At 40.8% G+C, this 25053-nt stretch carries 22 protein-coding genes and 1 riboswitch; of the genes, 17 read left to right on the top strand and 5 right to left on the bottom strand.

Going from position 1 to position 25053, the window contains the following annotated elements; translation table 11 throughout:
* Window positions 1-8 precede the first annotated feature (8 nt).
* Window positions 9-602 (bottom strand): 30S ribosomal protein S4, encoded by a 594-nt coding sequence (gene rpsD, locus JBW_RS17570; RefSeq protein WP_007960755.1) that lies wholly within the window; start codon window positions 600-602, stop codon window positions 9-11.
* A 291-nt stretch (window positions 603-893) separates the two neighbouring features.
* On the opposite strand from rpsD, the gene JBW_RS17565 reads away from it, so the two are divergent.
* The 7 genes from JBW_RS17565 to JBW_RS17540 all read left to right on the top strand — a co-directional run bounded on the left by JBW_RS17565 (window position 894) and on the right by JBW_RS17540 (window position 8520).
* Window positions 894-1163 (top strand): metal-sensitive transcriptional regulator, encoded by a 270-nt coding sequence (locus JBW_RS17565; protein ID WP_007937208.1) that lies wholly within the window; start codon window positions 894-896, stop codon window positions 1161-1163.
* 123 nt (window positions 1164-1286) lie between these two features.
* On the top strand, window positions 1287-1427 hold the full coding sequence (locus JBW_RS25420; protein WP_007960758.1) for a hypothetical protein: 141 nt from the start codon (window positions 1287-1289) through the stop codon (window positions 1425-1427).
* A 112-nt stretch (window positions 1428-1539) separates the two neighbouring features.
* Entirely contained in the window at window positions 1540-2235 is a 696-nt protein-coding gene (locus JBW_RS17560; RefSeq protein ID WP_007960759.1) for a response regulator transcription factor, read from the top strand.
* The gene (locus JBW_RS17555; protein ID WP_036681966.1) at window positions 2228-3382 is read left to right on the top strand and encodes a sensor histidine kinase; all 1155 of its coding nucleotides are present in this window, start codon (window positions 2228-2230) and stop codon (window positions 3380-3382) included. Before JBW_RS17560 ends, JBW_RS17555 begins: the two co-directional genes overlap by 8 nt.
* 201 nt (window positions 3383-3583) lie before the next feature.
* Window positions 3584-6013, top strand: a complete 2430-nt coding sequence (locus JBW_RS17550; RefSeq protein ID WP_007960765.1) for a heavy metal translocating P-type ATPase — start codon at window positions 3584-3586, stop codon at window positions 6011-6013.
* Window positions 6014-6192: 179 nt separating this feature from the next.
* On the top strand, window positions 6193-7548 hold the full coding sequence (locus tag JBW_RS17545) for an N-acyl-D-amino-acid deacylase family protein (RefSeq protein WP_007960766.1): 1356 nt from the start codon (window positions 6193-6195) through the stop codon (window positions 7546-7548).
* Between the two features lie 210 nt (window positions 7549-7758).
* Window positions 7759-8520: a transposase gene (locus tag JBW_RS17540; RefSeq protein ID WP_007960091.1), complete on the top strand. Its 762-nt coding sequence runs from the start codon at window positions 7759-7761 to the stop codon at window positions 8518-8520.
* A gap of 124 nt (window positions 8521-8644) precedes the next feature.
* Here the strand turns inward: JBW_RS17540 and JBW_RS17535 are convergent, their stop codons facing one another.
* A complete protein-coding gene (locus JBW_RS17535) occupies window positions 8645-9757 on the bottom strand; it encodes a trans-sulfuration enzyme family protein (protein ID WP_007956133.1) in 1113 nt (370 codons plus the stop codon).
* A gap of 309 nt (window positions 9758-10066) precedes the next feature.
* Here JBW_RS17535 and JBW_RS17530 point away from each other — a divergent pair, with 309 nt between their 5' ends.
* The 3 genes from JBW_RS17530 (at window position 10067) to JBW_RS17520 (ending at window position 13629) form a co-directional block, all read left to right on the top strand.
* Window positions 10067-10321, top strand: a complete 255-nt coding sequence (locus JBW_RS17530) for a hypothetical protein (RefSeq protein WP_007956131.1) — start codon at window positions 10067-10069, stop codon at window positions 10319-10321.
* A 448-nt stretch (window positions 10322-10769) separates the two neighbouring features.
* Window positions 10770-12170 (top strand): DASS family sodium-coupled anion symporter, encoded by a 1401-nt coding sequence (locus JBW_RS17525; RefSeq protein ID WP_007956130.1) that lies wholly within the window; start codon window positions 10770-10772, stop codon window positions 12168-12170.
* A gap of 52 nt (window positions 12171-12222) precedes the next feature.
* Window positions 12223-13629: an aspartate ammonia-lyase gene (locus tag JBW_RS17520; RefSeq protein ID WP_007956128.1), complete on the top strand. Its 1407-nt coding sequence runs from the start codon at window positions 12223-12225 to the stop codon at window positions 13627-13629.
* 192 nt (window positions 13630-13821) lie between these two features.
* On the opposite strand, the gene JBW_RS17515 is transcribed toward JBW_RS17520, so the two are convergent.
* The 3 genes from JBW_RS17515 to JBW_RS17505 all read right to left on the bottom strand — a co-directional run bounded on the left by JBW_RS17515 (window position 13822) and on the right by JBW_RS17505 (window position 15762).
* Window positions 13822-14076, bottom strand: a complete 255-nt coding sequence (locus JBW_RS17515; protein WP_007956126.1) for a spore coat protein — start codon at window positions 14074-14076, stop codon at window positions 13822-13824.
* 12 nt (window positions 14077-14088) lie between these two features.
* Window positions 14089-14283 (bottom strand): hypothetical protein, encoded by a 195-nt coding sequence (locus tag JBW_RS17510; RefSeq protein ID WP_235333937.1) that lies wholly within the window; start codon window positions 14281-14283, stop codon window positions 14089-14091.
* A gap of 270 nt (window positions 14284-14553) precedes the next feature.
* Complete coding sequence (locus JBW_RS17505) at window positions 14554-15762, bottom strand: esterase/lipase family protein (RefSeq protein ID WP_007956123.1); 1209 nt, start codon at window positions 15760-15762, stop codon at window positions 14554-14556.
* Between the two features lie 313 nt (window positions 15763-16075).
* On the opposite strand from JBW_RS17505, the gene JBW_RS17500 reads away from it, so the two are divergent.
* From JBW_RS17500 to JBW_RS17475, 7 genes are all read left to right on the top strand, one after another.
* Window positions 16076-16924 (top strand): PRD domain-containing protein, encoded by an 849-nt coding sequence (locus JBW_RS17500; protein WP_007956121.1) that lies wholly within the window; start codon window positions 16076-16078, stop codon window positions 16922-16924.
* 174 nt (window positions 16925-17098) lie between these two features.
* Window positions 17099-19132: a glucose-specific PTS transporter subunit IIBC gene (gene ptsG, locus JBW_RS17495; RefSeq protein WP_007956119.1), complete on the top strand. Its 2034-nt coding sequence runs from the start codon at window positions 17099-17101 to the stop codon at window positions 19130-19132.
* A gap of 137 nt (window positions 19133-19269) precedes the next feature.
* On the top strand, window positions 19270-21099 hold the full coding sequence (locus JBW_RS17490) for a PTS transporter subunit EIIC (protein WP_007956118.1): 1830 nt from the start codon (window positions 19270-19272) through the stop codon (window positions 21097-21099).
* A gap of 63 nt (window positions 21100-21162) precedes the next feature.
* Window positions 21163-22239, top strand: coding sequence for an FUSC family protein (locus tag JBW_RS17485; RefSeq protein WP_007956116.1), 1077 nt, complete (start codon window positions 21163-21165; stop codon window positions 22237-22239).
* A gap of 136 nt (window positions 22240-22375) precedes the next feature.
* Window positions 22376-22555, top strand: a riboswitch (cobalamin riboswitch).
* A gap of 49 nt (window positions 22556-22604) precedes the next feature.
* A complete protein-coding gene (locus tag JBW_RS25035) occupies window positions 22605-22766 on the top strand; it encodes a hypothetical protein (RefSeq protein WP_158453471.1) in 162 nt (53 codons plus the stop codon).
* A complete protein-coding gene (locus JBW_RS25030; RefSeq protein WP_158453470.1) occupies window positions 22739-22999 on the top strand; it encodes a hypothetical protein in 261 nt (86 codons plus the stop codon). Before JBW_RS25035 ends, JBW_RS25030 begins: the two co-directional genes overlap by 28 nt.
* Before the next feature lie 10 nt (window positions 23000-23009).
* Window positions 23010-25019, top strand: coding sequence for a TonB-dependent receptor (locus JBW_RS17475; protein ID WP_158453469.1), 2010 nt, complete (start codon window positions 23010-23012; stop codon window positions 25017-25019).
* Window positions 25020-25053 lie beyond the last annotated feature (34 nt).

Raw genomic sequence — 25053 nt, 5'->3', positions numbered from 1 at the left:
ATCTTTTCTTATTTGGAATAGAATTCAATTGCGTAAATTTCATTTACTTCGATAGGAATTTCTTCTCTATTAGGCAGCCGTATCAATTTTCCGCTGAAATCTTCCAGGTTCTTCTCAATATAAGGTGATGCAAAACTTTGAAGTTCCAAGAAGTTAGAAACGATCATTTCATTTGTCCGCTGTTTTTCGCTTAAAGAGATAACACTGTCAACTGGTACTCCATAGGATGGGATATTCACCCTCTGTCCATTAACGAGGATATGGCCATGACTGACTAGCTGCCGGGCCTGACGAATGGAACTGGCAAAACCAATTCGATATACGAGATTATCTAATCTGCATTCCAATGCTTTTAATAAGGCAGTACCTGTGATTTCCTTGCTTTTCATCGCTTTATCAACATAACGTACAAACTGTTTTTCAAAAAGCCCATAATAGGCTTTAATTTTTTGTTTTTCCAAAAGTTGAATCCCGTAATTTGATAATTTTCTGCCGGATCGGCTATTGTCTCTTGTTGCTTTATTCATTGCTTTAGGGTGACCAAAAATATTAACACCTAATCTTCTGCATAATTTAAACCTTGGTTCTCTTCTTGTTGCCATTTACCATGCTCCTATTCTATCGAAATTTAGTCTCTTTTCCAATACGTTCTTAAAACTTGACCTTTATAGTATAACATCGATGATAATGATATTCAATATCATTATCATCTGAAATTTATTTTTCTTTTGGGTTTTCGCTTCTTCGCGGTTCAAAAGGTTTTATTTTTTTTATTTAAAGGCACACTAGTAAAATAGTTGTTACTGTAATGAGTCCATATATTGACGAGGCTAAGCATACCGTTCTATAATTAAGTGCGGTAGGGGGGTATAGTAGTAGAGGGAGTGAATTTTGTGTTAACGGATAAAGAAAAAAGTGAATTAAAATTACGGTTAAAAAAAATTGCAGGGCAGATCAATGGTATCGATAAAATGTTGGATGATGGACGGTACTGTGTAGATGTGGTTCAGCAAATATTGGCGGCTCGAGCTGCTTTAAATAAGGTATCACTTATTATTATGGAAAGTCATGCAAAAAGCTGTATGGTTACAGCAATCAAAGAAGATCGTGCAGAACAAAGTATTGAAGAATTAATGCAGCTGTTGAAACAATTTACTAAATAACGAGAATGGAATAAGAATATCGAAAAAAGAAATGTTTTCAAGGGATCTTCATAAGTTATTCACAAAGATATGATAAAATTAATATAAATTACGGAATTTATGAACGGGTTGGAGGGAAAATATATGCAAGAGAAACGATCTCCAGAAGATATAGAAAATGAATCATCTGAATATACGCCTTGGCAAAAAAGTATATTAACCTTTCTAAGGTGGGGAGCATGGGCAACCTCCTTTATGGCTATTGCTCATATGATGGAATTTTGATAGGAATGAATAATGGACACAGTCTTCTGCAATGGGAGGTCTGTGTCCATTATTCGCAAAAACCATTTCGTACAGAGGCAAGATACCAAGAGTGTATGAAAGGAGAGATATTGTGATCCAATATGCAGTATTAATTGTAGATGATGACGTAAAGCTAGTAAAGCTACTGCAAACCTATTTTGAAAAAGAGGGCTGTCTTGTTTACTCTACAACGAACGGGTTGGATGCTTTGCAGGTAGTACGAGAGCAAAAGCCGGACATTATGATATTAGATTTGATGTTGCCCGGTCTTGATGGTTTGGACGTTTGTCGGAGAATTCGTAAGGATAATGATATTCCGATTCTCATGCTTACTGCTCGTGATGAAGAACGGGATCGCTTAGTGGGACTTGAAATTGGTGCTGATGATTATGTGACGAAGCCATTTAGTCCCAAAGAGGTGGTAGCGCGAGCAAAAGCCATTTTACGCCGTACCAATAAAGAAGTTGTGCGCAGCGGGCTCATTATAGCGGGAAAACTGATGATTGATTTGGAGCGCCATCAGGTTACGAAGGCTGGTTTAGTCTTGGAACTGACGCCAACAGAGTTTAAAATTTTAGAATTACTAGCTGCTAATGCTGGCAGAGTTTATAGTCGATTGCAAATTGTTGAACAAACCCAGGGGCATACTTTTGAGGGATATGAGCGTACGATTGATGCCCATATTAAGAATTTGCGGAGGAAAGTTGAAATCAATCCGAAGGAACCTCAGTATATACAGACAATATACGGGATTGGCTATAAATTTGCCAGTGAAACCAATGAATAGCATTACCTATCGCATTACAGGACTCATGTTTCTGGCAGTGGCGCTAACCGTATTTTTGCTGATCTATCTGATGAATTTGCAAATGACTGAGCAATTTACAGAATATCTAATTGTTCAACAGATGGAAGCCGGTCAGCATGGTATGATGAGGCATACTACAAATCCAATGGTGATGGTCATGGGATCCTTGGAAGAGACGTTTTTGGCCTCTGTTCACCAGTCTCTGATTTGGGTTGGGATGGCCGTTTTAGTGGCGGGACTGGCGGCAAGCTATGCTTTGGCTCGCAGTATTACTATACCCTTGCGCAATTTGAGCACTGCTGCTGAGCAAATTGAACAAGGAAATTTTGACCAGAAAGTACCGATTGAAACTAAAGACGAAGTCGGACATTTGGCTGCTATTTTTAACCGGATGGCTGAGACTCTGACAATCAATACGAATCTCCGGAGGCAGTTTTTGGCTAATATTGCTCATGAACTTCGCACTCCACTGGCCATTATTCAGGGGCATTTGGAGGGAATGGTGGATGGCGTGATCGATCCCAGCAAAGAACAGCTTGCTTCTTTGCATGAAGAAGCGATTCGCTTAAATCGCCTGATTACAGATCTGCGGGATTTGTCCCTGGCAGAAGTTCGTCAATTAGCGATGGAAAAAAGCAGAATTGATATTAATCAAATTATTAGTCGCTCAGTGTATATGCTAAAACCTTTATCTGACGAAAAGGATATCTCTGTTTCCTGTTCACTTGCACAAGACCTTCCCGAAATCGAAGCAGATGCAGATCGGATTAGTCAAGTTTTTTATAATATTTTTGTGAATGCCATTCGCTATTCTCCCATTAAAGGCTCTGTAAAAATCATTACCGAGAAGAGTGAAGAAGCGGGGCGATCATGGATTAAAATATCTGTAGCAGACAAAGGTCCGGGGATTGATCAGGAAGATATACCATACCTGTTTGACCATTTTTATCGGGGGGACAAATCCCGGGATCGAAAAAGTGGTGGATCAGGTCTAGGGTTGGCCGTTGTTAAGCAGCTGGTAGAGATTCATGGTGGCAAGGTAACAGTAAGCAGTGAATTAGGAGAAGGAAGTGTATTTGAAATACTACTGCCGGTAGAGCTAGAAGAGGCGAGTAAGCAGGTATAAATCCTAAAACAGGCATCTACCTAGGATGTCTGTTCTTTGCTATATCGAAAGCATAACACATGAAAAAAATGAAATTGGCTAATAATATTGACCAGAACAAAATATAGTTTTATAATGTACATATACCCTAGAGGGGTATAGTATACGATAGGTGGATATATGAGATAAAAGCGAGTTGCTTTAGAAGGATGTGGAAAAATCATGACGGTTTTGAGAGAAAATCAGGCAAGTGCTGATTTACAATCAGGTACCTTTAAGATTGGCGGTATGACTTGTGCTGTCTGCGCAAGCCGGATCGAGAAAGGGTTAACAAAGCTAGCTGGTGTAAATAAAGCGGTGGTGAATTTCGCTGCTGAGAAAGCTACTGTGTCTTATGATCCGGCACAGGTGAGTGTGAAAGAGATTGGAGAAAAGATCGAAAAACTTGGTTACCAAGTGATTAAAGATAAAGCGAATTTTAAAATTACCGGGATGAGTTGTGCTACTTGCGCCAATCGTATTGAAAAAGGGCTGAATAAATTGCCAGGCATCTACGGTGCTGTTGTTAACCTGGCTGCTGAAAAAGCGACGGTAGAGTATGATCCCAGGGAAATAACCATCGAACAAATGAAAGCCAAAGTAGATGCATTAGGTTTTAAAGCTCATGATGTAACGGATCATAATCCAAATCAGGAGGATACAGCAAAAGAGACCGAATTTAATCATCAAAAAAAACGACTGATACTATCCGCAGTGCTTTCGTTTCCTTTATTACTAGGCATGACGCTGCATGTTCTAGGCATTATGGGGGGGCTTACCGATTTCTTGCACAATCCATATTTGCAATTGGCTTTAGCTACACCCGTACAGTTTGTGGCTGGGCTTCAGTTCTATCGCGGTGCTTATTCTGCTTTGCGCAATGGCAGTTCGAATATGGATGTATTGGTGGCTCTAGGAACGTCCGCTGCATATTTTTATAGTATCGCTAATATAGTGCGCGGTATACCCGAATTGTATTTTGAAACCTCTGCTATCTTGATTACCCTCATCATCTTAGGAAAGCTGCTGGAAGCAAGAGCTAAGGGACACACCTCGGAAGCCATAAAAGCACTTATGGGCCTGCAAGCAAAAACGGCTCGTGTCATCCGAAATGGCGAAGAAATGGATGTTATGATCGAAGCCGTAGTAGTCGGAGACCTTATCGTCGTGCGACCTGGAGAAAAAATTCCTGTAGATGGCACTATTATGGAGGGGAATTCCGCAGTTGATGAATCCATGCTGACTGGTGAAAGCCTTCCTGTTGATAAAAAAGTCGATGATACAGTCGTTGGTGCAACCATTAATAAATTTGGCACCTTTACCTTTAAGGCCACTAAGGTGGGGAAAGATACAGCCCTTGCCCAAATTGTACGTATTGTGGAAGAGGCACAAGGATCGAAAGCGCCGATTCAACGTTTTGCCGATGTGGTTTCAGGGTTTTTTGTACCTACGATCATCGGTATTGCCATACTGACCTTCTTAGGATGGTATTTTGTCATGGACCCTGGTAATTTTTCTCGTGCTTTGATTAATTGTACTGCTGTATTGGTCATTGCTTGCCCATGTGCATTGGGATTGGCTACGCCTACCTCGATCATGGTAGGAACGGGTAAAGGCGCTGAGAATGGCATTCTGATTAAAGGCGCTGAGCACTTGGAAAATGCCCATAAGCTGACGTCCATTGTGTTAGATAAAACCGGTACGATTACAAAGGGAGAGCCCGATGTAACGGATATTATTCCCTTGACAGATCTAGGAAAAAAAGAACTATTAGCCTTGGCGGTGCGAGCAGAAAAAAAATCAGAACATCCCTTGGCCCAAGCCATTGTTAAATTTGGTCAGGCTCAGGGAAGCGCTGCTACTGATCCGGATTCTTTCACTGCCATTCCTGGATATGGGGTAGAAGCAGTGATTGAGGGAAACAGAATCTTAGTGGGTACGCGAAAATTAATGCGGGAAAATGGTATTGCTATCGATGCTCTTATCCCCCAGATTGAGGGACTGGAAGAGCAGGGAAAAACAGTTATGCTGATGTCTTCAGACAAAGAAATGCTAGGACTGCTAGCTGTAGCGGATACTGTAAAGGAACATTCTGCAAAAGCAGTGTCTGAGCTTAAGGCATTAGGGCTGGAAGTGTGGATGATCACTGGTGATAATGAACGTACGGCTCGCACCATTGCTGCGCAAGTCGGCATTGAACATGTGATGTTTGAAGTTCTGCCGGAACATAAAGCGCAAAAAGTAGAATCCTTAAGAAAAGAAGGCAAGGTAGTAGCCATGGTAGGTGACGGCATTAATGATGCTCCGGCTTTAGTGATTGCTGATGTTGGATTTGCCATTGGAACAGGTACTGACGTAGCAATCGAGGCAGCGGACATTACACTGATGCGGGGAGATTTGAGTGGAATTGTTGCTGCTATTAAGCTGAGTAAGGCAACAATGACCAATATTAAACAAAATCTCTTCTGGGCACTCATCTATAACTCATTAGGCATTCCAGTGGCGGTTGCAGGCTATTTATCACCTGTAGTAGCTGGCGCAGCTATGGCATTTAGCTCTGTATCCGTAGTCATGAATGCACTCAGGCTAAAACGGTTTAAACCATATCATTAAGGAAAAAACAATAGCGAATATTGAATTCTTCTTTCATCACGGTGCAATAAGGTTGCAAATTTTAATTTGTAACCTTATTGCTATTTCTATATAATCAAGATATTCTAAGATTAAAGCATACTCGTTATACGTTGAAACAGATCCACATGAGAGGCGGTTGAAGAACTATTTTTGACATAGTGATTAGAAATGGGATTTTAATTGACCCCGAAACCCTTACTCGGTCTCGGGGGAATATCGGAATCGTAAATGGAAAAATAGAGATGATTACAAAAGATAACATCCAAGGACTTCAAGAGTTTGATGTGGAGGGCAAAATGGTATGCCCTGGTTTCATTGACATACATGGACATGTAGATTGGGATGATTATTGCGGAGAGCTTTCCTTAAGACAGGGAATCACCACCACTGTCGGCGGGAATTGCGGTTTAAGCCCATTAGACATAAACGCTTTTTTTGCCGCTCAAGAAAAGCAAGGTTTTATCGTCAATCAAGCAGAATTAATTGGTCATTCAATTAGCCTGCGGGAAGAAGTTGGGGCCACAGATCCGTTAAAACCTGCTACACCTGAACAATTAAGGCAAATGGAATATTTGGTAGAGAAGGCTTTGGAAGAAGGGGCATGTGGTCTATCTTTGGGACTGGCTTATGCACCCGGCAGCTCGAATGATGAGATTATGAATCTGAGCAAGATTGCTGCCAGATACGGCAGAATTGTAGCCGTAGATACGCGGATGATTACCGGCATTGATATGTATTCCTTAGTGGAAGTCATCGCCATTGCCCGCCAAACGGGTGCTCGTATCCAAGTATCTCATTTTGTATACCAATATGGAACGGGAGTTATGGAAGAGGCCCTTTCCGTAATTAACAGAGCGAGATTCGAAGGATTGGATATACGATTTGACAGCGGCATGTATACTCAGTGGGCAACCCATATTGGCGCAGTTCTCTTTAATGAAGAATATATGGAAACCAATGGATGGAAGCTCGATGATATTCTAGTCATAACAGGTAAATATAATGGTCAGCGTTTAACTATGGATATATATCATGAGCTTCGGACTCAGCATCCCCATACGGCAGTCGTTGTTTTTACCGGAATTGAAGAAGAAATCTATATGGCGCTAAACCATCCTTATGCAATGCCTTCTACCGATACGGGTACCTATCTGCCAGGAGAAGGGCATCCCCAAATTGCTGGCAGCTTTCCTCGCTATTTTAAAAAGATGGTTACAGAGCGGTATGAATTAAACATTATGGAAGCAGTTCGTAAAGCTACCCTGCTGCCAGCAGAAACCCTCGGCTTTACGTCAAAAGGCCGTTTAAGAAAAGGCATGGACGCAGACATCGTAGTATTTGATATCAAGAACATTACCGATAAAGCGGTCTTTGGACAGCCAAATGCCCATCCTGAAGGAATTGATTACGTCTTTCTCAATGGCAAATTAGCCCTGGCTAAAGGGGAACTGATGGATACAAAAGCAGGAAAAGCGGTAAGATGCAATAAGCCTGTATATGATTATCAAATATAATGAAAATGAAATGCCTGAGCTTGAAAGTATTTTTTTGATTCTGGCTAAATTTGTTCAAGATTTGTCATAAATCTAAAATCCAATAGAAATCCCATGACTAGGTAAAAAGTCATGGGATTTTTTATTTTGCGACAAACTTCGGTACTCAAAGGGACGGTTCCATTGAGTTTAAAAGAAATAAGTGATAGAATATCAATGAGGTGATAAGAAATGTCCAGACAAGCGCGTCAAAGGAGCGAAAGTGGAATCTATCACATAATTATACGGGGAATCAATAAGCAAGTCATATTTGAGGATGATGAAGATCGAGAAAAGTTTATAGGATATTTACAATATTATAAAGAAATTGCTAGGTATATTCTATATGGATATTGTTTAATGGATAATCATATCCACTTGCTGATTAAGGAAGGTAAAGAGCCAATCGGACACTCTATGAAGAGAATTGGAGTAAGCTATGTGGCGTGGTACAATCGTAAATATGATCGAGTTGGTCACTTATTTCAAGATCGATTTAAAAGTGAAGTTGTGGAAACGGATGCATATTTACTGACAGTATTACGATATATTCATCAAAATCCAATAAAAGCTGGAAAAGAGAAAAGTGTAGTTAATTATAAGTGGAGCAGTTATGTTGAATACATAGGTCAGAATAAAATCGTCGAGACTGGTTTCATATTAGCTATTTTTGCTGAAGAACACGAAAGATCTATCGCCAGTTTTAAAAAATATATGAATGAACAATCTGATGATAATTGTATTGAAATTAAGGACGCAAAAAGAATAACAGATGAAGATACCAAGAAAATGATACAAAAGTATGCAAATGTTAAGATGGCTACCGAGTTGCAAAGTATGGAGAGAATAAAACGAGATGAGATAATAAGGAGAATAAAGGGAGTAGAGGGTATATCAACGCGACAGATAGCAAGAGTGACAGGTATCTGTCAAACTGTAATTTCTAAAGCGTAACTCGATAGAACCGTCCCTTTGAGTTTTCCTAAAGCGTAACTCGATAGAACCGTCCCTTTGAGTTTTGCCTTTGAGTTTTGTTTTTTACACCTCACTAACTAACACGATTAAATTGAATGTTATATTAGTTGCTATTATCGAGAAAATATCCTGCCGCTTGGTTGAGATCACGCAAAAGATCCTGGTAGTCTTCGAGCCCGGCATGGAAGCGTAAAATATAACCATCTGGCATGGGTGTAACTTCGCGCTTGGCATGAACCGGCAATACAAGCGACAAATGCCCTCCCCAGCTTTCAGCAACCCAGAACAGGTTTAGTGCATCAACAAAAGCCTCGACATGCTCTGCCGGCAGGTCCGGATGGAAAACGACGCTAAAAAGACCATTTCCTTTGCCGAAATAGTGCTGGAAACGTTCATGATAAGGTGAGGTTTCCAAAGTCGGCGAAAGGACGTTAGTGACGAAAGGCTGTTTCAAAAACCATTCGATCAGCCGTTGAGCGGTGTCGGCGTGTTGATTGAGACGTTCTTCAGTCGAATCAATTCTGTGATAAAGTCGCGAGCAAGTCGTTGGTGCGACTGCGCCGTTACCGGTTGCGCGCAATTCATCGGTGATGATCTGCAGATCTTGTGGATGCTTGGCGATAACAATCCCAGATGGCGTATCACCATATCCACCTTCGTATTTTGTCGTCGCTTGCACAGCAATATCAATACCGTGTTCAAGAGGTTGAAAACGGACGTGGCTTGCCCATGTGTTGTCCATAACAGTACGTAACTTGGCATTTTGTGCTATAGCTATTATGCCATTGATATCGGGTATTTCGAAAGTACCGCTGCCCGGAGCCTCGATATAGACAATCAAGTCTTCACGTTGAGAATATTCGCTACGCGCTTTTAATAGGACCGAGCGAAATTCATCTGCTGAAGCACCTGCTGGATAACGGATTTGTTTTATGTGTCGCCGGTTCAGAAACCGAAGCATTGGTCCATATACATTATCAGGGATAAGAACCGCTTTCGGTGAAAACGCGTCTAAAGTTGTTGCAATCGCGGATAATCCCGATGGACAGATGACGGCACCATACCCTTTATGCAATGCCGCAATTTTTCTACATACAGCGTCGGCTTCAGGTGTCTGCGGAATGCCATATTCCGCCCCGCCATAAGGTGCTCTGCCGCATTTGTCTGCAGTACGATAGGTCTCAAGCTTAGGAAATAAAACTGAACTTTGCCCCAAGAACCTGTTTGCGAAAAGCAGTCTGCATCTCCAAGGTCAGATGGATTTGGATGTCCACAAACCACATAGGGATCGGAAATAGGATCATGTAAAAGTCGTGTTTTAGGCGAACAGAGCGCGAGAAACGCACGTCTTGCTTCGCATTTGATTGAAGCTTCTGGTATTTTGCTCTCCACAGGAATTCTCCTCCAAATTTTATCGTATATATCCATAGTTCTTTAATGAACAAAGAAGTCCTTTTTTACAGAAGGCCAACTTTCTGTTTCAACGGGCTATGCTGTCCGAAAGACTATTCAAATCTCTTTGACAATGGGCTTAGCGGTTGAAGGCAATCTAATCCAAGCGGCAAAAGATACGGAAAAGAAATACTCAAAGCCAGTTAAGGGATTGGCAATTGAGGTTTATGCTTTCTCTAAAGCAGATATTGAGTTAATGAATAAAGGGGAATATATCACTACCTTTGCAGAATGTACATACGCTCATAATGGTGAGTGGGGAAACTCTAATAGCAAGTATTCTTCAGCGAATATGAAGACAATTGTAAATAAATCGGAATATTTCTGAAGCCACGAATTTCGTGGTTTTTTTGTTTTTAAGTATCTATTGAGTTGCTGAATGCTTGAGAAGATGAAACATCATAAATAAGATGTTTTTTTACGGTACACTCATTTATCTGATAATCCTAAAAAAAACAAAAAATTCTAATGATTTTGCATTTGCATATTGATTGTATAATGTATACATGATACAATGTACACGAAATATATCATTGATAAAAAATAATGAAGGTTAAAACGGAAGCCCAATATAATGCGGCGAAAGGCTTTTGCTGGAAAGGAGAAGAGAGATAGTAGGAGCGATAAAGGGCTTTACATGTACACAGGATATTAACTAAATATTCTGTTATATATGGTTACTTATTTTCACATTGCGATTAAGGTCGTTAGAATGAAGTTGTTTAGCAACTATATGTTTTGTTTTATGAAAATCTGATAAAGAGAGGTGTATATGGGTGAATAAAATCGTTAGAGGAATAATTTGTATTCTAATTGGTTTAGTAATTTGGTTTGCGCCAATTCCGGAAGGAGTAAAGCCGGATGCGTGGCATTTGTTGGCAGTATTTACAGCTACTATTGCAGCGTTCATTTTGCAGCCGGTAGCTATTGGTACAGCCTCCATAATTGGATTGACTACTGTGGTAATTACTGGTGTCCTTAAACCGGGGCAAGCATTAGAAGGATTTAGCAACACCGTAATCTGGCTTATCGTAGCAGCATTTATGTTTGCCAAAGGATTTATTAAAACTGGTCTTGGGCGTCGGATTGCTTATATCCTTATGAGCAAGTTTGGTGATAGTACTCTTAAGCTGGCTTATACTATGTCTGCCACCGACTTCATCGTGGCCCCCTTTACTCCGTCTAATACTGCACGCGGGGGCGGAATTATTTATCCTATTGTCCGTAGTTTATGTACGGCTTTTGGGTCAGAGCCAGGTCCTACAGCTGGAAAAGTTGGGAAGTTTTTAATTTTTAGTTCTTACAATAGCGTTATTATTTCGGCCTCTGTATTTTTAACCGGAGCATCAAATAATGTAGTCGTTATGAAGTTAACCCAAGAACTTTTTGGGCAAACCATAACTTGGACCCAGTGGTTTATGGCTTGTATCGTGCCGGGGATCGTTTGTTCTATTTTGATACCCTATATCTTATATAAGATATACCCGCCGGAACTTAAAAATACACCGGAAGCCAAGGAAATGGCGTACAAGGAATTAATCTCTATGGGCTCTATGAGCCGTAATGAAAAAATATTATTACTGATTTTTACCGGGGCTCTGATTCTTTGGGCTACCAGTAGTATCACCGGTGTTGATTCGGCCTTTGTTGCCCTGTTAGGGTTGTCTTTCATGCTAGTTACAGGAGTTCTTACTTGGGATGATGTGTTAGGGGAAAAAGGGGCTTGGGATGTACTCATCTGGATGGGTGTTTTAGTGAATATGGCAGCATACTTAGCAAAACTTGGATTGATCACTTGGTTTGCCAAACTTGTAGCGGCGCAATTAGTCGGAATTTCCTGGGTTATGGTACTTGTGCTAGTATGCATTGTTTATACTTTTGTCCACTACGGATTTGCCAGTAATACGGCACATGTTATGGCTCTATTTAGTGCCTTTGCCATTGTTGCTGTGGCGGCTGGTGCGCCAGTACTGTTAACAGCAATTTTATTAGGCGTATTTGCTAATACTTGTTCAACCCTCACCCATTACGCTTGTGGAGTGTCGCCGATTTTCTTTGGGTCAGGGTACATTACGCAAAGTGAATGGTGGCGGCATGGCTTTGTTCTTTCCATAGTGCACTTAGTGATATGGCTGGGAATAGGTATCCCGTGGATGAAGGTTATTGGCATCTGGTAATTATTAAGTAGGCAGTAATAAAAATTTAAATACATTTCAGGGGGAGAAAATTATGCGTTTAGAACATGACTTTTTAGGAGAAATAGAAGTTCCGGATAATGTCTATTATGGAGTGCAAACTCTGAGGGCGATGGAAAATTTTCAAATTACAGGTCAGAAACTGGATTCAGATTTTATAGATTCAATGGCCATGGTAAAGAAAGCGGCGGCAAAAGCCAATATGGCTACAGGTCGTTTAGATAAAATTATTGGAGACGCTATAGTAACGGCGGCTGATGAAATTATCAGCGGTAAGTTACATGACCAATTCTGTGTTGATCCTATTCAGGGCGGCGCTGGTACTTCAGTAAATATGAATATGAATGAAGTGCTTTCTAATCGGGCATTGGAGATAATTGGTGATAAAAAAGGGAATTATGATCGTATTTCACCAAACAATCATGCCAATATGGCACAATCCACAAATGATGCATTTCCAACAGCTATTAAGGTTTGTACTATTCGTAAAGGGCGTACTCTTGTAGAGGCTCTTAATAATTTAGCTGCTGCTCTGGAAAAAAAGGGGATAGAATTTAAGGATGTTCTAAAAATGGGTCGAACTCATTTGCAGGATGCAGTGCCTATTACTGTAGGACAAGAATTTTCCGCTTATGCCGCATCGGTTCGCAGGGGCTCACAGCGTGTGGAAGAGGTTTTACGCCGTTTGTTAACGGTGAATATGGGTGCTACAGCGGTCGGTACAGGGCTTAATGCTGAGCCTGAATATATTAGTGAAGTAGCCAGACAGTTGGCTGAAATTACGCATGAGTCTTTTATTACCGCTGAAAATTTAGTTGATGCTACGAATAATACGGATGTGTTCTCTGACGTTTCAGGAGCTTTAAGAACTACCGCCCTTGCCTTGATTAAAATTGCCAATGATTTCCGCCTGATGGCTTCAGGACCACGCTGCGGCCTTAACGAGCTTGATTTACCTGCGCGTCAGCCAGGGTCGTCCATTATGCCTGGGAAAGTAAATCCCGTAATTCCTGAGGTGCTTAACCAAGCTTGCTATCAAGTTATTGGTAATGACCTAGCTGTAACCATGGGTGTTGAGAACGGTCAGTTTGAATTAAATGTCATGGAACCAGTTATGGCCTTTAACATTTTTAATTCTATTACTTATTTAACCAATGCAGTTAATACCTTCAATAGGCTGTGTGTACAAGGTGTTAATGTTAAGAAAGAACAATGTGAGAAATGGTTGGAGGGCAGTGTGGGTATTATTACCGCTCTATTGCCACACATTGGTTATGAAAATTCATCCATGCTGGCTAAAGAAGCCTATAAAACAGGACGGCCAGTAAGGGAACTTATTTTAGCGAAAAAATTGCTAAGCAAATATGCTATGGATATAATTTTATCTCCGGAGGAAATGACGCAGCCTGGTATTGCTGGCAAAAAGCTGGTAAATATGTAGTTACTAAAGATAATTTCGACAAAGGTTACTTAGCTGCCCACCAAATCTAATATCAGCATAAAAGCACAGTGCTGGAAGCAAACAAACTGTTTGTTGTTCAGACCGCAATCAAAAAGGTACTTTACGACAAGAGTAAAGTACCTTTTTTGTCTACGGTCTGAAATCACAACCCATCGTTGTGATTTATTTTCCTTACATTGTTGGATTCGTCAATTCAGCTTTTACTTGCTGTATTTCGTTTTGCGGAGCAGGGGCAGCTGGTTTGTAATATCCTTTTTGCGTAGCAGTCTGCGCAATTTGATATTGCCTCTGCTCATCTTGGTTTCTCATTTGCTGAAAAGTTGAGCGTAATTGAGAGTCACTTGTTTCAGCGATGACATTGGCGTATGTAGCTAAACTGCCTTTTATCATTGCTAGATAATCATTTAACATATCTTTATCATTCATATTCGCTTCCCCCTATTGTAAAAATGTTATGAGTTTCTGTTTGGAGCTTCTAGCAGCCGATGCATCTTGTATAAACATTTGCTTTAGCTGTGCATCATTGCACTGCTGACCATACGCTTCAAGTTTGTTGGCCACAGTTTCATGACCACCAATCATGTGACGTAAATGTTGTAGTTCCATTTGATTTAATTGTGTCAAAGATAACACTCCCTTCTATGATATTACAATATTTAGTATTGAGCAAAAGATACTACGTTATTCAGGTAAAAATAGGTAATTTTAAGAGTCGGGACGGGTTCATTGATTCATTTAGATTTGCATGCCACGACAAGGTAGGCAATTAAGTGAAAGTAAAATCTATCATGTGATGATCCGGGGAAATGCAAGAAAAAATATAAATCAAAACCCTGCAAGATGAATCAACTAGCAGGGTTTTGATTTACTGGTCTTATATGCTTACTTACCTCAAGCTTTACATTAATTACTTATTCTTAGCTGACCTAGTTTTTCAGCAAGACCCTTATACCAGGATAAAGTTAATGCATTTGTTCCAATACCACACGCATCCATATGATCAATCGTATCTAATAAGGGCATGGAATTCCACTTGCCTATTTGTGGCACTCCGTTATAGTTGACGATTCTATCAGAAGACCAGATTTTTGGACCATTTTGCGAAATGGTATTGACTACGCCATCATTGGGCTTCCAGCTATCATCAATAATAACCCGCTCTTGATCATTACGCCTATAACTTCCTATGAATCTTCCAAATGGATATAGTAGCGGGGTCATATAAATTACATGGGGAAGTTCATTGTTCGTTAGAATACTAGGGACAGTCGCGCAGGTAGAATAAGAAAAATAGTATACATCAGATTGTGCCTTAACCCATTGATTAAGCACGCGAGCCCCATCAGTACTTAAATCCCAATTTGCAAGGTCATCCGTACTATTCCAGATAGTGCTGTTAAACACCCTGTTTGTATAGTCTATAAGGCTTTCCCCTGACTTTTTATTCAAACCCCACTGATCGAGTTTGAAATCATAGATAAGCTTTTCACCTGCACCGGTAAAAGATGCTAGAGAAGCTACTAAATTCTTAGCAAAATCTCCAAAAATATTGATTCCGTCTGCAAGTACGGTACCATCATGAGTAGAAGCAATCGTAGTAACACTGTGAACCCACGATTTACCGCCTGCGAAGAGAGAACTTAATTGGGATGACGTTGCATTTCTTTCCTCGTCACTGCCTTCCTTTAGTAGTTGAACAAGGGTACGTACTGTCTGACCACCCATGCTGTGAGCCACAAGATGAATTTTATTTACTTTACCTTCCGTCGTGAGATTGCCCCATTCAGGATAAAGACCGGGATATGTCCTTCCATACCTGCTATGCCCCTTTTGTGTAGAATGTGCGTGACCGTAGTCTACCGTTCCTCCCTTGATATAGGCATACAACTCACAAGCTCTGTCCCAATTGCTGGATACAGGACCTACCGTTGCAGTATAAGCCGTGTAACCATATGTGGAAAGCTCTTGTTCATAGTCAGTTATCCCTCCCCAATATTTTAGTCCCAGTACCTCGTTTCTACCCCAACCCATAAATCCATGTACTAGCACTATAGGGTAAGAGTTGACGTTTGATTTCATTACCATTTCATTCCTTTGCATTACAGTATCCATTTTAAATTCCTCCTTTAATGATGATATACTTATACATTCTTACGTAGGTTTAGAATTCAACTGCCAATGTAAAATTTTTCTCTCATTCTTTATCTGAAAAAAGCTAAGAAACAGTTCTTTTGAGTCAAATAAACTCAATTAAGCAGTTCCTTTGATTATTTCTACTTGTCATGACCAGATATGGTGTGATATAATTTCTATAAAGAGTGGCGTGTTACGGTAACGGCATTAGCCAGTAAGAATAATGAAATTGGGATGCCAATATCATTTTCTTGCTGGCTATTCCCTTTTAAAAAGACAGGGGGAGTTGCAATTGGCAACGATAGAGGGCCCATTTACTGTTCAACGAATTTTAAGCAATAATGCAGTGATAGCAAATACCGTAATTGGGCAAGATGTTATTTTACTCGGTAAGGGAATGGGGTTTGGACGTAAAGCAGGCGATCTGTTAAAAAGTCCGAAATATGAAAAAATTTATGTCGTTCCCGAAGGTGTGGCAGAGCATCAGGCCTTAAGTTTGATTGAGCAGGTCGAACCAGCAGTGATACAAGTTGCAGAAGATATTATTGAGTTAGCCAAGACACAGCTTGGCCAGGCACTGCATCCTCGCGTCTATGTGGCACTGACAGATCATATTAATTTTACATTAATTCGCCTGTCGCAAGGCATGGAGATCAAAAATCCCTTTATCTCTGAAATTGAAGTAATGTATCCAGACGAGTTTTATGTGGCGACACAAGGCGCTAAGTTGATTGCTGAAAAATTAAGTATAACGATTCCCCGGGAGGAAATTGGTTTTATTGCCTTGCATCTGCATGCGGCTAGGCACAATAGGTCAGTTGGTGAGAGTTTAAAGCACTCCCAAGTTATTAGTAAGGTCATTCAGCATATTGAAATTCAAATAGGGCCTTTGCAGGAAAACAGCGGTCTTAATTATACAAGGTTACTTACACATTTACAGAGTAGTATTCACCGCGTGATAACTAATACTGCCATTGAGAACCCATTTATGGAGCACTTAAAAAAAGATTTTACCAGATCCTATGAGCTTGCTAGGCAAGTAGGTGATATTATAGAAATGGAATTGCAAGTAAAAGTTCCAGATGCTGAAATCGGATATTTAACAATTCATCTGGAGCGTATTCGCGGTAAGCATCATTGATAATATAAATAAGTATATACGTGTTACTGGTAAAGCAGGCATGAGTTGTTAATGAGGAGATCTATCCTCATAATGACTCATGCTTTTTTATTATCCATTTGAGGAGGTGATCCGAAAGGAAATCGGGGCAGACTAGATTTTATAATAGATTGATAAAATGAGAGGGGAATTATAATGTTAAAAAAATCCTTTGGTATATTACAACAGGTAGGGAAAGCCTTAATGCTGCCAGTAGCCTTATTACCAGCAGCAGGCCTCTTATTAGCTTTTGGTAATGCTTTTCAAAATCCAGCGGCGATTAGTATTATGCCTTTTCTTGATAATCACGTCATTCATGCTATGGCGCAAATTATGGAACAGGCCGGTGGTATTATTTTCAGTAATCTTTCATTGCTGTTTGCAGTAGGTGTGGCAGTTGGATTATCTGGTGGTGAAGGAGTTGCCGGGCTTGCGGCAATTGTTGGTTTTTTAATCATGAATGTTACTATGGGGGTAGTAACAGGGATTACTCCGGACATGATTGCTGGCAATCCTGCCTATAGCAGTGTACTCGGAATTCCTACGTTGCAAACCGGTGTATTTGGCGGTATCATTGTGGGTATATTAGCAGCACAAGTCTACAAACGGTTTTATAATATGGAATTGCCGTCTTATCTTGGTTTCTTTGCAGGTAAACGTTTTGTACCGATTGTAACAGCGGTTGCGGCCCTTGTTTTAGGTGTTATTATGACTTTTGTCTGGCCGCCGATTCAGTTGGGATTGACCCTGTTTTCACGTAATATGATTGATTCTAATAAAGTACTCGCTGCCTTTGTTTTCGGTATTATTGAACGTGCCTTGATTCCTTTTGGTCTTCATCATATTTTCTATAATCCTTTTTGGTATCAGTTTGGTGAGTATGTAAGTAAAAGCGGACAAATTGTTAACGGTGATCAAAGTATATTCTTTGCTCAGCTCAAAGACGGTGTCGCTTTTACCGCTGGTACATTTATGACTGGGAAGTTCCCATTTATGATGTTTGGCCTGCCAGCTGCAGCCCTTGCTATTTATCATGAGGCAAAACCAGAAAAGAAAGCGGCAATTGGCGGTATTATGCTTTCGGCGGCCCTCACATCCTTTTTAACAGGTATCACTGAACCCATTGAATTTTCCTTCTTGTTCGTTGCGCCAGTACTATTTGGTATTCATACGATTTTTGCTGGTTTGTCCTTTATGCTGATGCAGATTCTGAATGTGAAAATTGGTATGACCTTTTCTGGCGGTGTAATTGATTATTTATTGTTTGGCGTTATTCCCAATCGTACGGATTGGTGGTTAGTAATTCCTGTAGGTTTGGCATTTTCAGTCATCTATTATTTTGGATTCCGCTTTGCTATTCGCACTTGGAATTTAAAAACTCCAGGGCGGGAAGACGATACAGGAACAGAAGAAGTATACAATGCTCCAGCTTCTAGTTTAGCAGCAGATGTTTTACAGGCGTTAGGTGGTAAAAATAATCTTACTCATCTCGATGCTTGCATTACTCGCTTACGTGTCAGTGTGAAAAATAGTAGTGAGGTCAATAAAGATAGACTCAAAACACTTGGTGCGTCAGGTGTTATGGTAATCGGTGATAATTTGCAAATTATTTTTGGACCTAAATCGGATATACTAAAAACACAAATGCAGGATATTATAGCAGGAAAAGGAGTAATTAATGCTACGATTATTCCTGAGGAAATAAAACAACAGGCAGCAACTACTACAATAAGCGATTCCATCAATGCTTTTCTTGCTCCTTTAGATGGAAAGATTATTGCTATTACACAAGTGCCAGATCAAGTGTTTTCACAGAAAATAGTAGGTGACGGCTTTGCTATTGAGCCTAGTAATGGTGAGATTGTATCACCTGTTGACGGGGTCGTAACGAGTGTGCTGGAAAGTAAACATGCTGTTGGGATTACCGCAGACAGCGGCTTAGAAATGATTGTACATTTTGGCATTGATACGGTACATCTAAAAGGAGAAGGATTTACTTTCTTTGTCAACCAAGGAGATCGTATCAAAGCAGGCCAAAGCCTCTTTAAAGCAGATCTGAAAGCAATAAAAGATAAGGTACCTTCTATGATTACCCCTATTGTTTTTACTAATTTAGCAGGTAAGTTGATTGTGGTAGAGGAAGGGAAAACAGTAAAACGTGGAGAACGTATGAATATTAAGGTACAATAAAGTAACGTAGGTATTTGTTTAACGAAAAGGCACCAGAAGTTTCTGGTGCCTTTATGTTAGATAGTCATGAATGAATTTTGTAAAGCAGTGCTAGCTTTTTTCATGCTATGGTACTGTTGTAAAAAGGGGTGGATCAGGTGAAAGATATATTCCGATACCTTCAGCAAATCGGACAATCTTTAATGCTGCCTGTATCTGTTTTGCCGGCAGCCGGACTTTTATTCCGGTTTGGAGAAAAGGATTTACTTAATATGCCTGCAGTACGGGATGCTGGTATGGCAGTATTCGCTAATTTACCATTATTATTTGCAGTAGGAGTGGCGATTGGTTTCTCCCAAGGGCAAGCGGTTGCCGCTTTGGCGGCTGTGATTGGTCATTTGATTTTTCTGGCAGTATTAAAGTCTGTAAATCCGAGTATTGATATGGGCGTTTTTTCTGGTATTGCTATGGGGCTGATTGCAGCTGTCTTATATAGGCAGTTTCATCAGATGAGGTTGCCCCATGTGTTAGGATTTTTTGCGGGAAAGCGTTTTGTGCCGATTATTACTGCTGTAGCAGGAGTGGTGATGGCTTTAATAATACAGGTTGTCTGGCCTGTAATCCAATTGGGAATTGATGGAATTGGTCATTTTGCAGTAAACTCTAGTATAGGTCCAGCATTGTTTGCTGCGGGAAAACGTTTGTTAATACCGATCGGCCTGCATCATGTATACTATCCTGCTTTTTTGTATGAATTTGGGCACTTTATTACCCCTGATGGTACTTTGATTCGCGGAGATTTTAATCGTTATTTTGCAGGTGACCCATCGGCAGGTATATTTATGGCCAGTGAGTTTCCGATTATGATGTTTGGTCTGCCAGCAGCAGCTTTTGCGATATACTATAATGCTAAACCAGAACGACGAAAAGCTATTGCTGGATTGATGATTAGTGGCGCTTTAACTTCTTTTTTGACAGGGATTACAGAACCCATAGAATTTGCATTTATTTTTGTCGCGCCATCTTTATTTGTGTTTCATGTGCTAATGGCTGGTGTTTCCGGGCTTATGACCAGTTGGCTGGATATTCATTTGGGATTTACCTTTTCAGCATCTTTTATTGATTATTTATTATCTTATAAATATGGGCACAATCAGCTATGGATATGGCCGGTTGGAATCAGTATTGGCGCGCTTTATTTTATTGTATTTCATCTGGCCATAAATCGTTTTCAATTAAAAACACCGGGACGGGAAGATGTACCTCTTGCTGATCATGAGTTGAATACTTCCCATAGGGCATATAACATAGTGAAAGCATTGGGTGGAGCAGATAATATTAAGGCCTTGGATGCATGTATTTCTAGGCTGCGAGTTTCTGTAATACAACGAGAGTCGGTGAGAAAACAGGATTTTCCAGCTTTGGGTGCAGTCGGAATTATGGAAATGGGTACTAATTTTCAATTTATCTTTGGGACTCAGTCCGACGGTTTAAAAGAAGAAATTTCCACGATGATTGGGGAAAAATCAGTTGATGAGCAACTGGCAGAGCCATATGTTCCGACTTTTAAGCAGGATGTACGAATTAATGCGCCAGTAAGCGGCAGACTGATCCAAGAGGAAGCGAAATCCCAGAATCGTTATACTGTAGCAATTGCTACAAGGGATGATATTTGTCTTGCCCCTGCTGCCGGCAGAGTGACACAAGTATGTTCAAATCCAGCATCACTACTGATGATGATTGAGCCACATTATCAATTGATGATTCAGGTGGAATTAGAAACCCCGGCTTTAAACGCTGCATTGCAGCTTCTGGTCAGTGAGGGACAAGAGATTACTGTTGGACAGAAGATTCTATCCCTAGGTTATCCTAACGATCATGCAGAGAGTATTGTAAGGATTAACATTACTGGAGGAAAAGAGATCCACATAACTCCTGCAGAGGAAGTAACTGCAGGGGAAGATATTATTATGCAATGTGTGGATTGATCGGTAAAAATGCATTATTAATAATAAAACAAGATTAGGATTTTATGGCTGGGAGATGAAAAGATGAGAATTGGAGCACGCGTAATTAAAACGGGTATAGCCGTTGCCATAACAATGTATATCTGTAAGTTGCTTGGTTTGGAACCCGCCTTCTTTGGCGCTGTTTCTGCCGTGATAAATATACAGCCATCCATTTTCCTAACATTAAGGGCAGCGCGGGATCAAATCTTTGTCCATATTATTGGTGTTGTAGCGGGCTTTTTCTTTGGCTATTTTCTTGGTGTTAATCCGTTTTCAGCAGGTTTTATCGTTATTTTGCTGATACCAATATACATAAAATTAAAATTGCATAGCGGCATAACCATGGGGATTGTTGCTGCACTCTTTGTCTTAAGTTCCAGTACGGAAGAGTTTATGATACATGCTCTTGCTAGATCAGGAGTTATATTCGTTGGTTTGGGCTCGGCCATGCTTGTAAACGTATTGTTATGGCCGCCGAGGTACACCAAACTACTGAAAGAGAAGCTTAGCCAGAGCAATGAAGCTGCAGTTCTCTATTTCTGCCGTGCAGTGCAGGATTATGTCGGTCTCGATGACAGCAGAGAGCTTCATGTCCATACGGAACAAAAAAAGAGAGTTTACAAACTGAATAAGGAAGCAAGACAGCTGTTGGACTTGCTAAGAAGTGAGCGAAAAGTGGTCATGGAATCATCAGAACCAAGAGAGTGGATTTCTTTGGCAGAGAAACTAATCGATTACAATGAGTCTATTATAAAAAAGGGGAATCGCATTTTTGATCTTTTGCCTATCCGATTGGAACGAAGGATGAAGTCAGAGGCTCCGCCTGTTAGCGATGAATTCAAAGCTATTTTAGATATATTAGAAAGTGGCTGTACAATAGTTGTTCGAGTGAATGGAAAGGTTCGGTCTGTCATTGTTGATGGAGGCATAACCAGTCCAGAAGAAATCAGTGAAGAGTACTGGGAAAGCCTTACTAAGGCAATTGAGCAATGGCAGCCAAGGCTTACAGGCAGTTATTATCTGCATGGGTTGCTTGAAGTCGCAGTAACGGCTAATGAAATCAAGTGGGCCACGCGGCAGGCTAAGATCTTGCTGTCTGAGAGTGTAGAAAATAGGTAAAAGACTTCCTTCGTAGAAAACATCTGCTCTCGTTCTTCTTTTTTCATGACAAGAATTCACTGCTTGCAGTGGGAAGTGCAAAGTGCTATACTTTAGACTAGTTATCAACAGATAAATTGTATATTGAAAATAAAAATCCAATATTGATGAAACAGGTGCCGCAAGGCCTAAGAGAGAATTTGGTGCGATGCCAAAGCTGTCCCGCAACTGTATCGGCGAGTGAATCTGTATGTAGTGCCATTAGGCGTAAGCCTGAGAAGGAACAGATGAGTAATGACCCGGAGCCAGGAGAACTGCCTGTTTTACAATCACCACGTTGTGCGAGTGCGCAACAACCCACGAGTGATGGGGAGGGCGATTTCGTTATGGCATATAGTCATATTATGCGTGCTTCCAGCTTGTATTATTTTTACCAAGCTGGTTTTTTTATGCGTAAATATTATGCTTTTTTTGAATCTGCTTCGTTCTCGCGAGGCAGATTTTTTTCTGTCGGCAAACAATGGACAGCCTGCAAGAAAATGGAATAATTATATCTTTTGAGGTGAGCATCTATGAAGAGAAAATCGATCATGAAAGGCAAAAAGCATTTGCTGGCAGCGGCAGTCTTATGCACTGTCGCAAGCATTACGCCCGCATATATTGTTTATGCGGAGGAAGAGCAGGCCGCAGCAGAAACCGCCGCACCTGCCGGCGAAAAAAGCGCTCCCGAATACGAAATGGAAACAGTCGTCGTCGAGGGAGAAAAGGACAAGAAGGATAGCTCGGATACTTTGCCCGGGGGTTTTGTATTCAAAAGCGGCAGCGTAGGATTTTTAGGCGAAAAAAGTGTCATGGATACGCCTTTTACGCAAACTACTTTAACGAATAAAACGATAGAACTCTTTGGCGGTTCCAGCCAGCCCCTCGACAGTATTTTGTCAAACAGTCCTTCTATACAGGCATCGGGCAGCGTACTACATAACGATTTTACTTTGCGAGGGTTTCGTGCAAACGGTACAAGCACTTATGTAAATGGTATACCCGGCATGTTTACACAATTTAATGCACCAACATTTTTCATCGACCATGTTGACATTATTTCAGGTCCGAACAGTGGTATCAGCGGCACCGGTGCCCAATATGAATCTGATTCCGCCGGAGGGTTGATTAATTTTGTATCCAAAAAGGCACCAGAAGAACCGATGACCCGCTATACGCAAACCTTCTCTGGCATAGGCTCCTTTGGCGGATATATGGATATTGCCAGGCGCTTTGGTAAAGACAAGGCCTGGGGTGTTCGCATTAATACGGAACTTTTGAATGGTGAAACTTCGATACATGGTGAAAACATGAAAGCCAAAGGTATTTTTGTCAACGTCGATCATCGGGATGATAAAAGCACGACCAATGTCCTGACCGGCTATCGCCAGCTTGAAATCGAAGGCGGGATGAGATGGTTTAAATTAGGCTCTGGTGTTACCCAATTGCCCAGTGCGCCAAAATCAAGCTCCGATTATAGTTTCGATGGCATGGTAAAAGCGTCGAGAGGCTGGATATTGGCTGTCAACCACGAGCAAAAAGTAAGTGATAATTGGAGTATATTCTTTAACGGCGGTTTAAACCGCAATAACCTGACCAAAAATGTGAGTCCCTATAGCAGCTCCTTCACGATCGACAATGACGCTGGCGATTACGACTTGCTCGTAACCAACGGCGGTACGCCAATGAATACCTATTATGCGCAAGTGGGTACACAGGGCAAAATAACCGATGGTGAAGTGACCCACAATTTAACCTTTGCCGTGGATCAATCCTGGCGCAATCGAAAATCGGCAACAAGCAATGAGAAGAATAGCATTGGTCAAGGTAATATTTATCATGGGATTGTGCAGAACAGCATGCCAAACACGAATTACACCACCGGGTTAGCTGAAAAACAAAAACTCTGGGGCTGGTCAGTAGTAGATACGATTGAATATGAGAAATGGCAATTATTAGTAGGTGTTCATAAGCATTTCGCCAGCGTAGATTCCTATACTCCCGCTACCGGCAAAAAATCGGGCAGTGTTGACAGCGATGCCTTTTGTCCAACGTATGCTATAACTTATAAACCCGAGGACAAGCTTTCTTTATATGCCAGCCACTCGGAAAGCTTTAACAAAGGTACCGTAGTAAGCAGTGCCTATAATAATGCCGGAGATATTTTAGACCCTGCCAAAACCAAGCAAAATGAAATCGGTATGAAATATGAAAATGCCGGTATTCTTACTACACTGAGTTTCTTTGATATCACCCAGGCTAATAATATAGACGTTCTCGCTGCTGGCAGTACAACACAGTATGATCAGATACAAGACGGACGGGATAGACATAAAGGCGTAGAAGTATCTGCTAACGGCCGTCTGGCTGACAAATGGAATGTAATGGGCGGTTTTATGATTCTTGATGCCACCCGGGAAAAAACCAAGAATGGTCAATATGATGGTTATGATGTAAGCGGCAGGGCAAAATGGAACAGCGTGGTCGGCTTGGAATATCAGGCTGATGAGAAATTCAGCGTTACCGGACGCGCCAGATATACTGGCAGTTCTACTATCAATAATGAAACAATCACAGTTCCAGGTTATACGACATTCGACCTTGGTGTGAAATATAGAACTAAAATAAAGAGTACACCAGCTACCTTTAACCTCATGTGCTATAATCTGACCAATAAGGATTATTGGATGGCTTCCCGCGGAGATCAAATCTATGTATCAATGCCACGCACCATCATGTTATCCGCGCAATTTGACATATAGAATAATCATATATAAAAGTCAGGAGAACCCATTA

The sequence above is a fragment of the Pelosinus fermentans JBW45 genome, assembly GCF_000271665.2.
GTDB classification, from domain to species: Bacteria; Bacillota; Negativicutes; order DSM-13327; family DSM-13327; genus Pelosinus; species Pelosinus baikalensis.
This window is presented reverse-complemented; position numbering and strand designations above follow the sequence as displayed.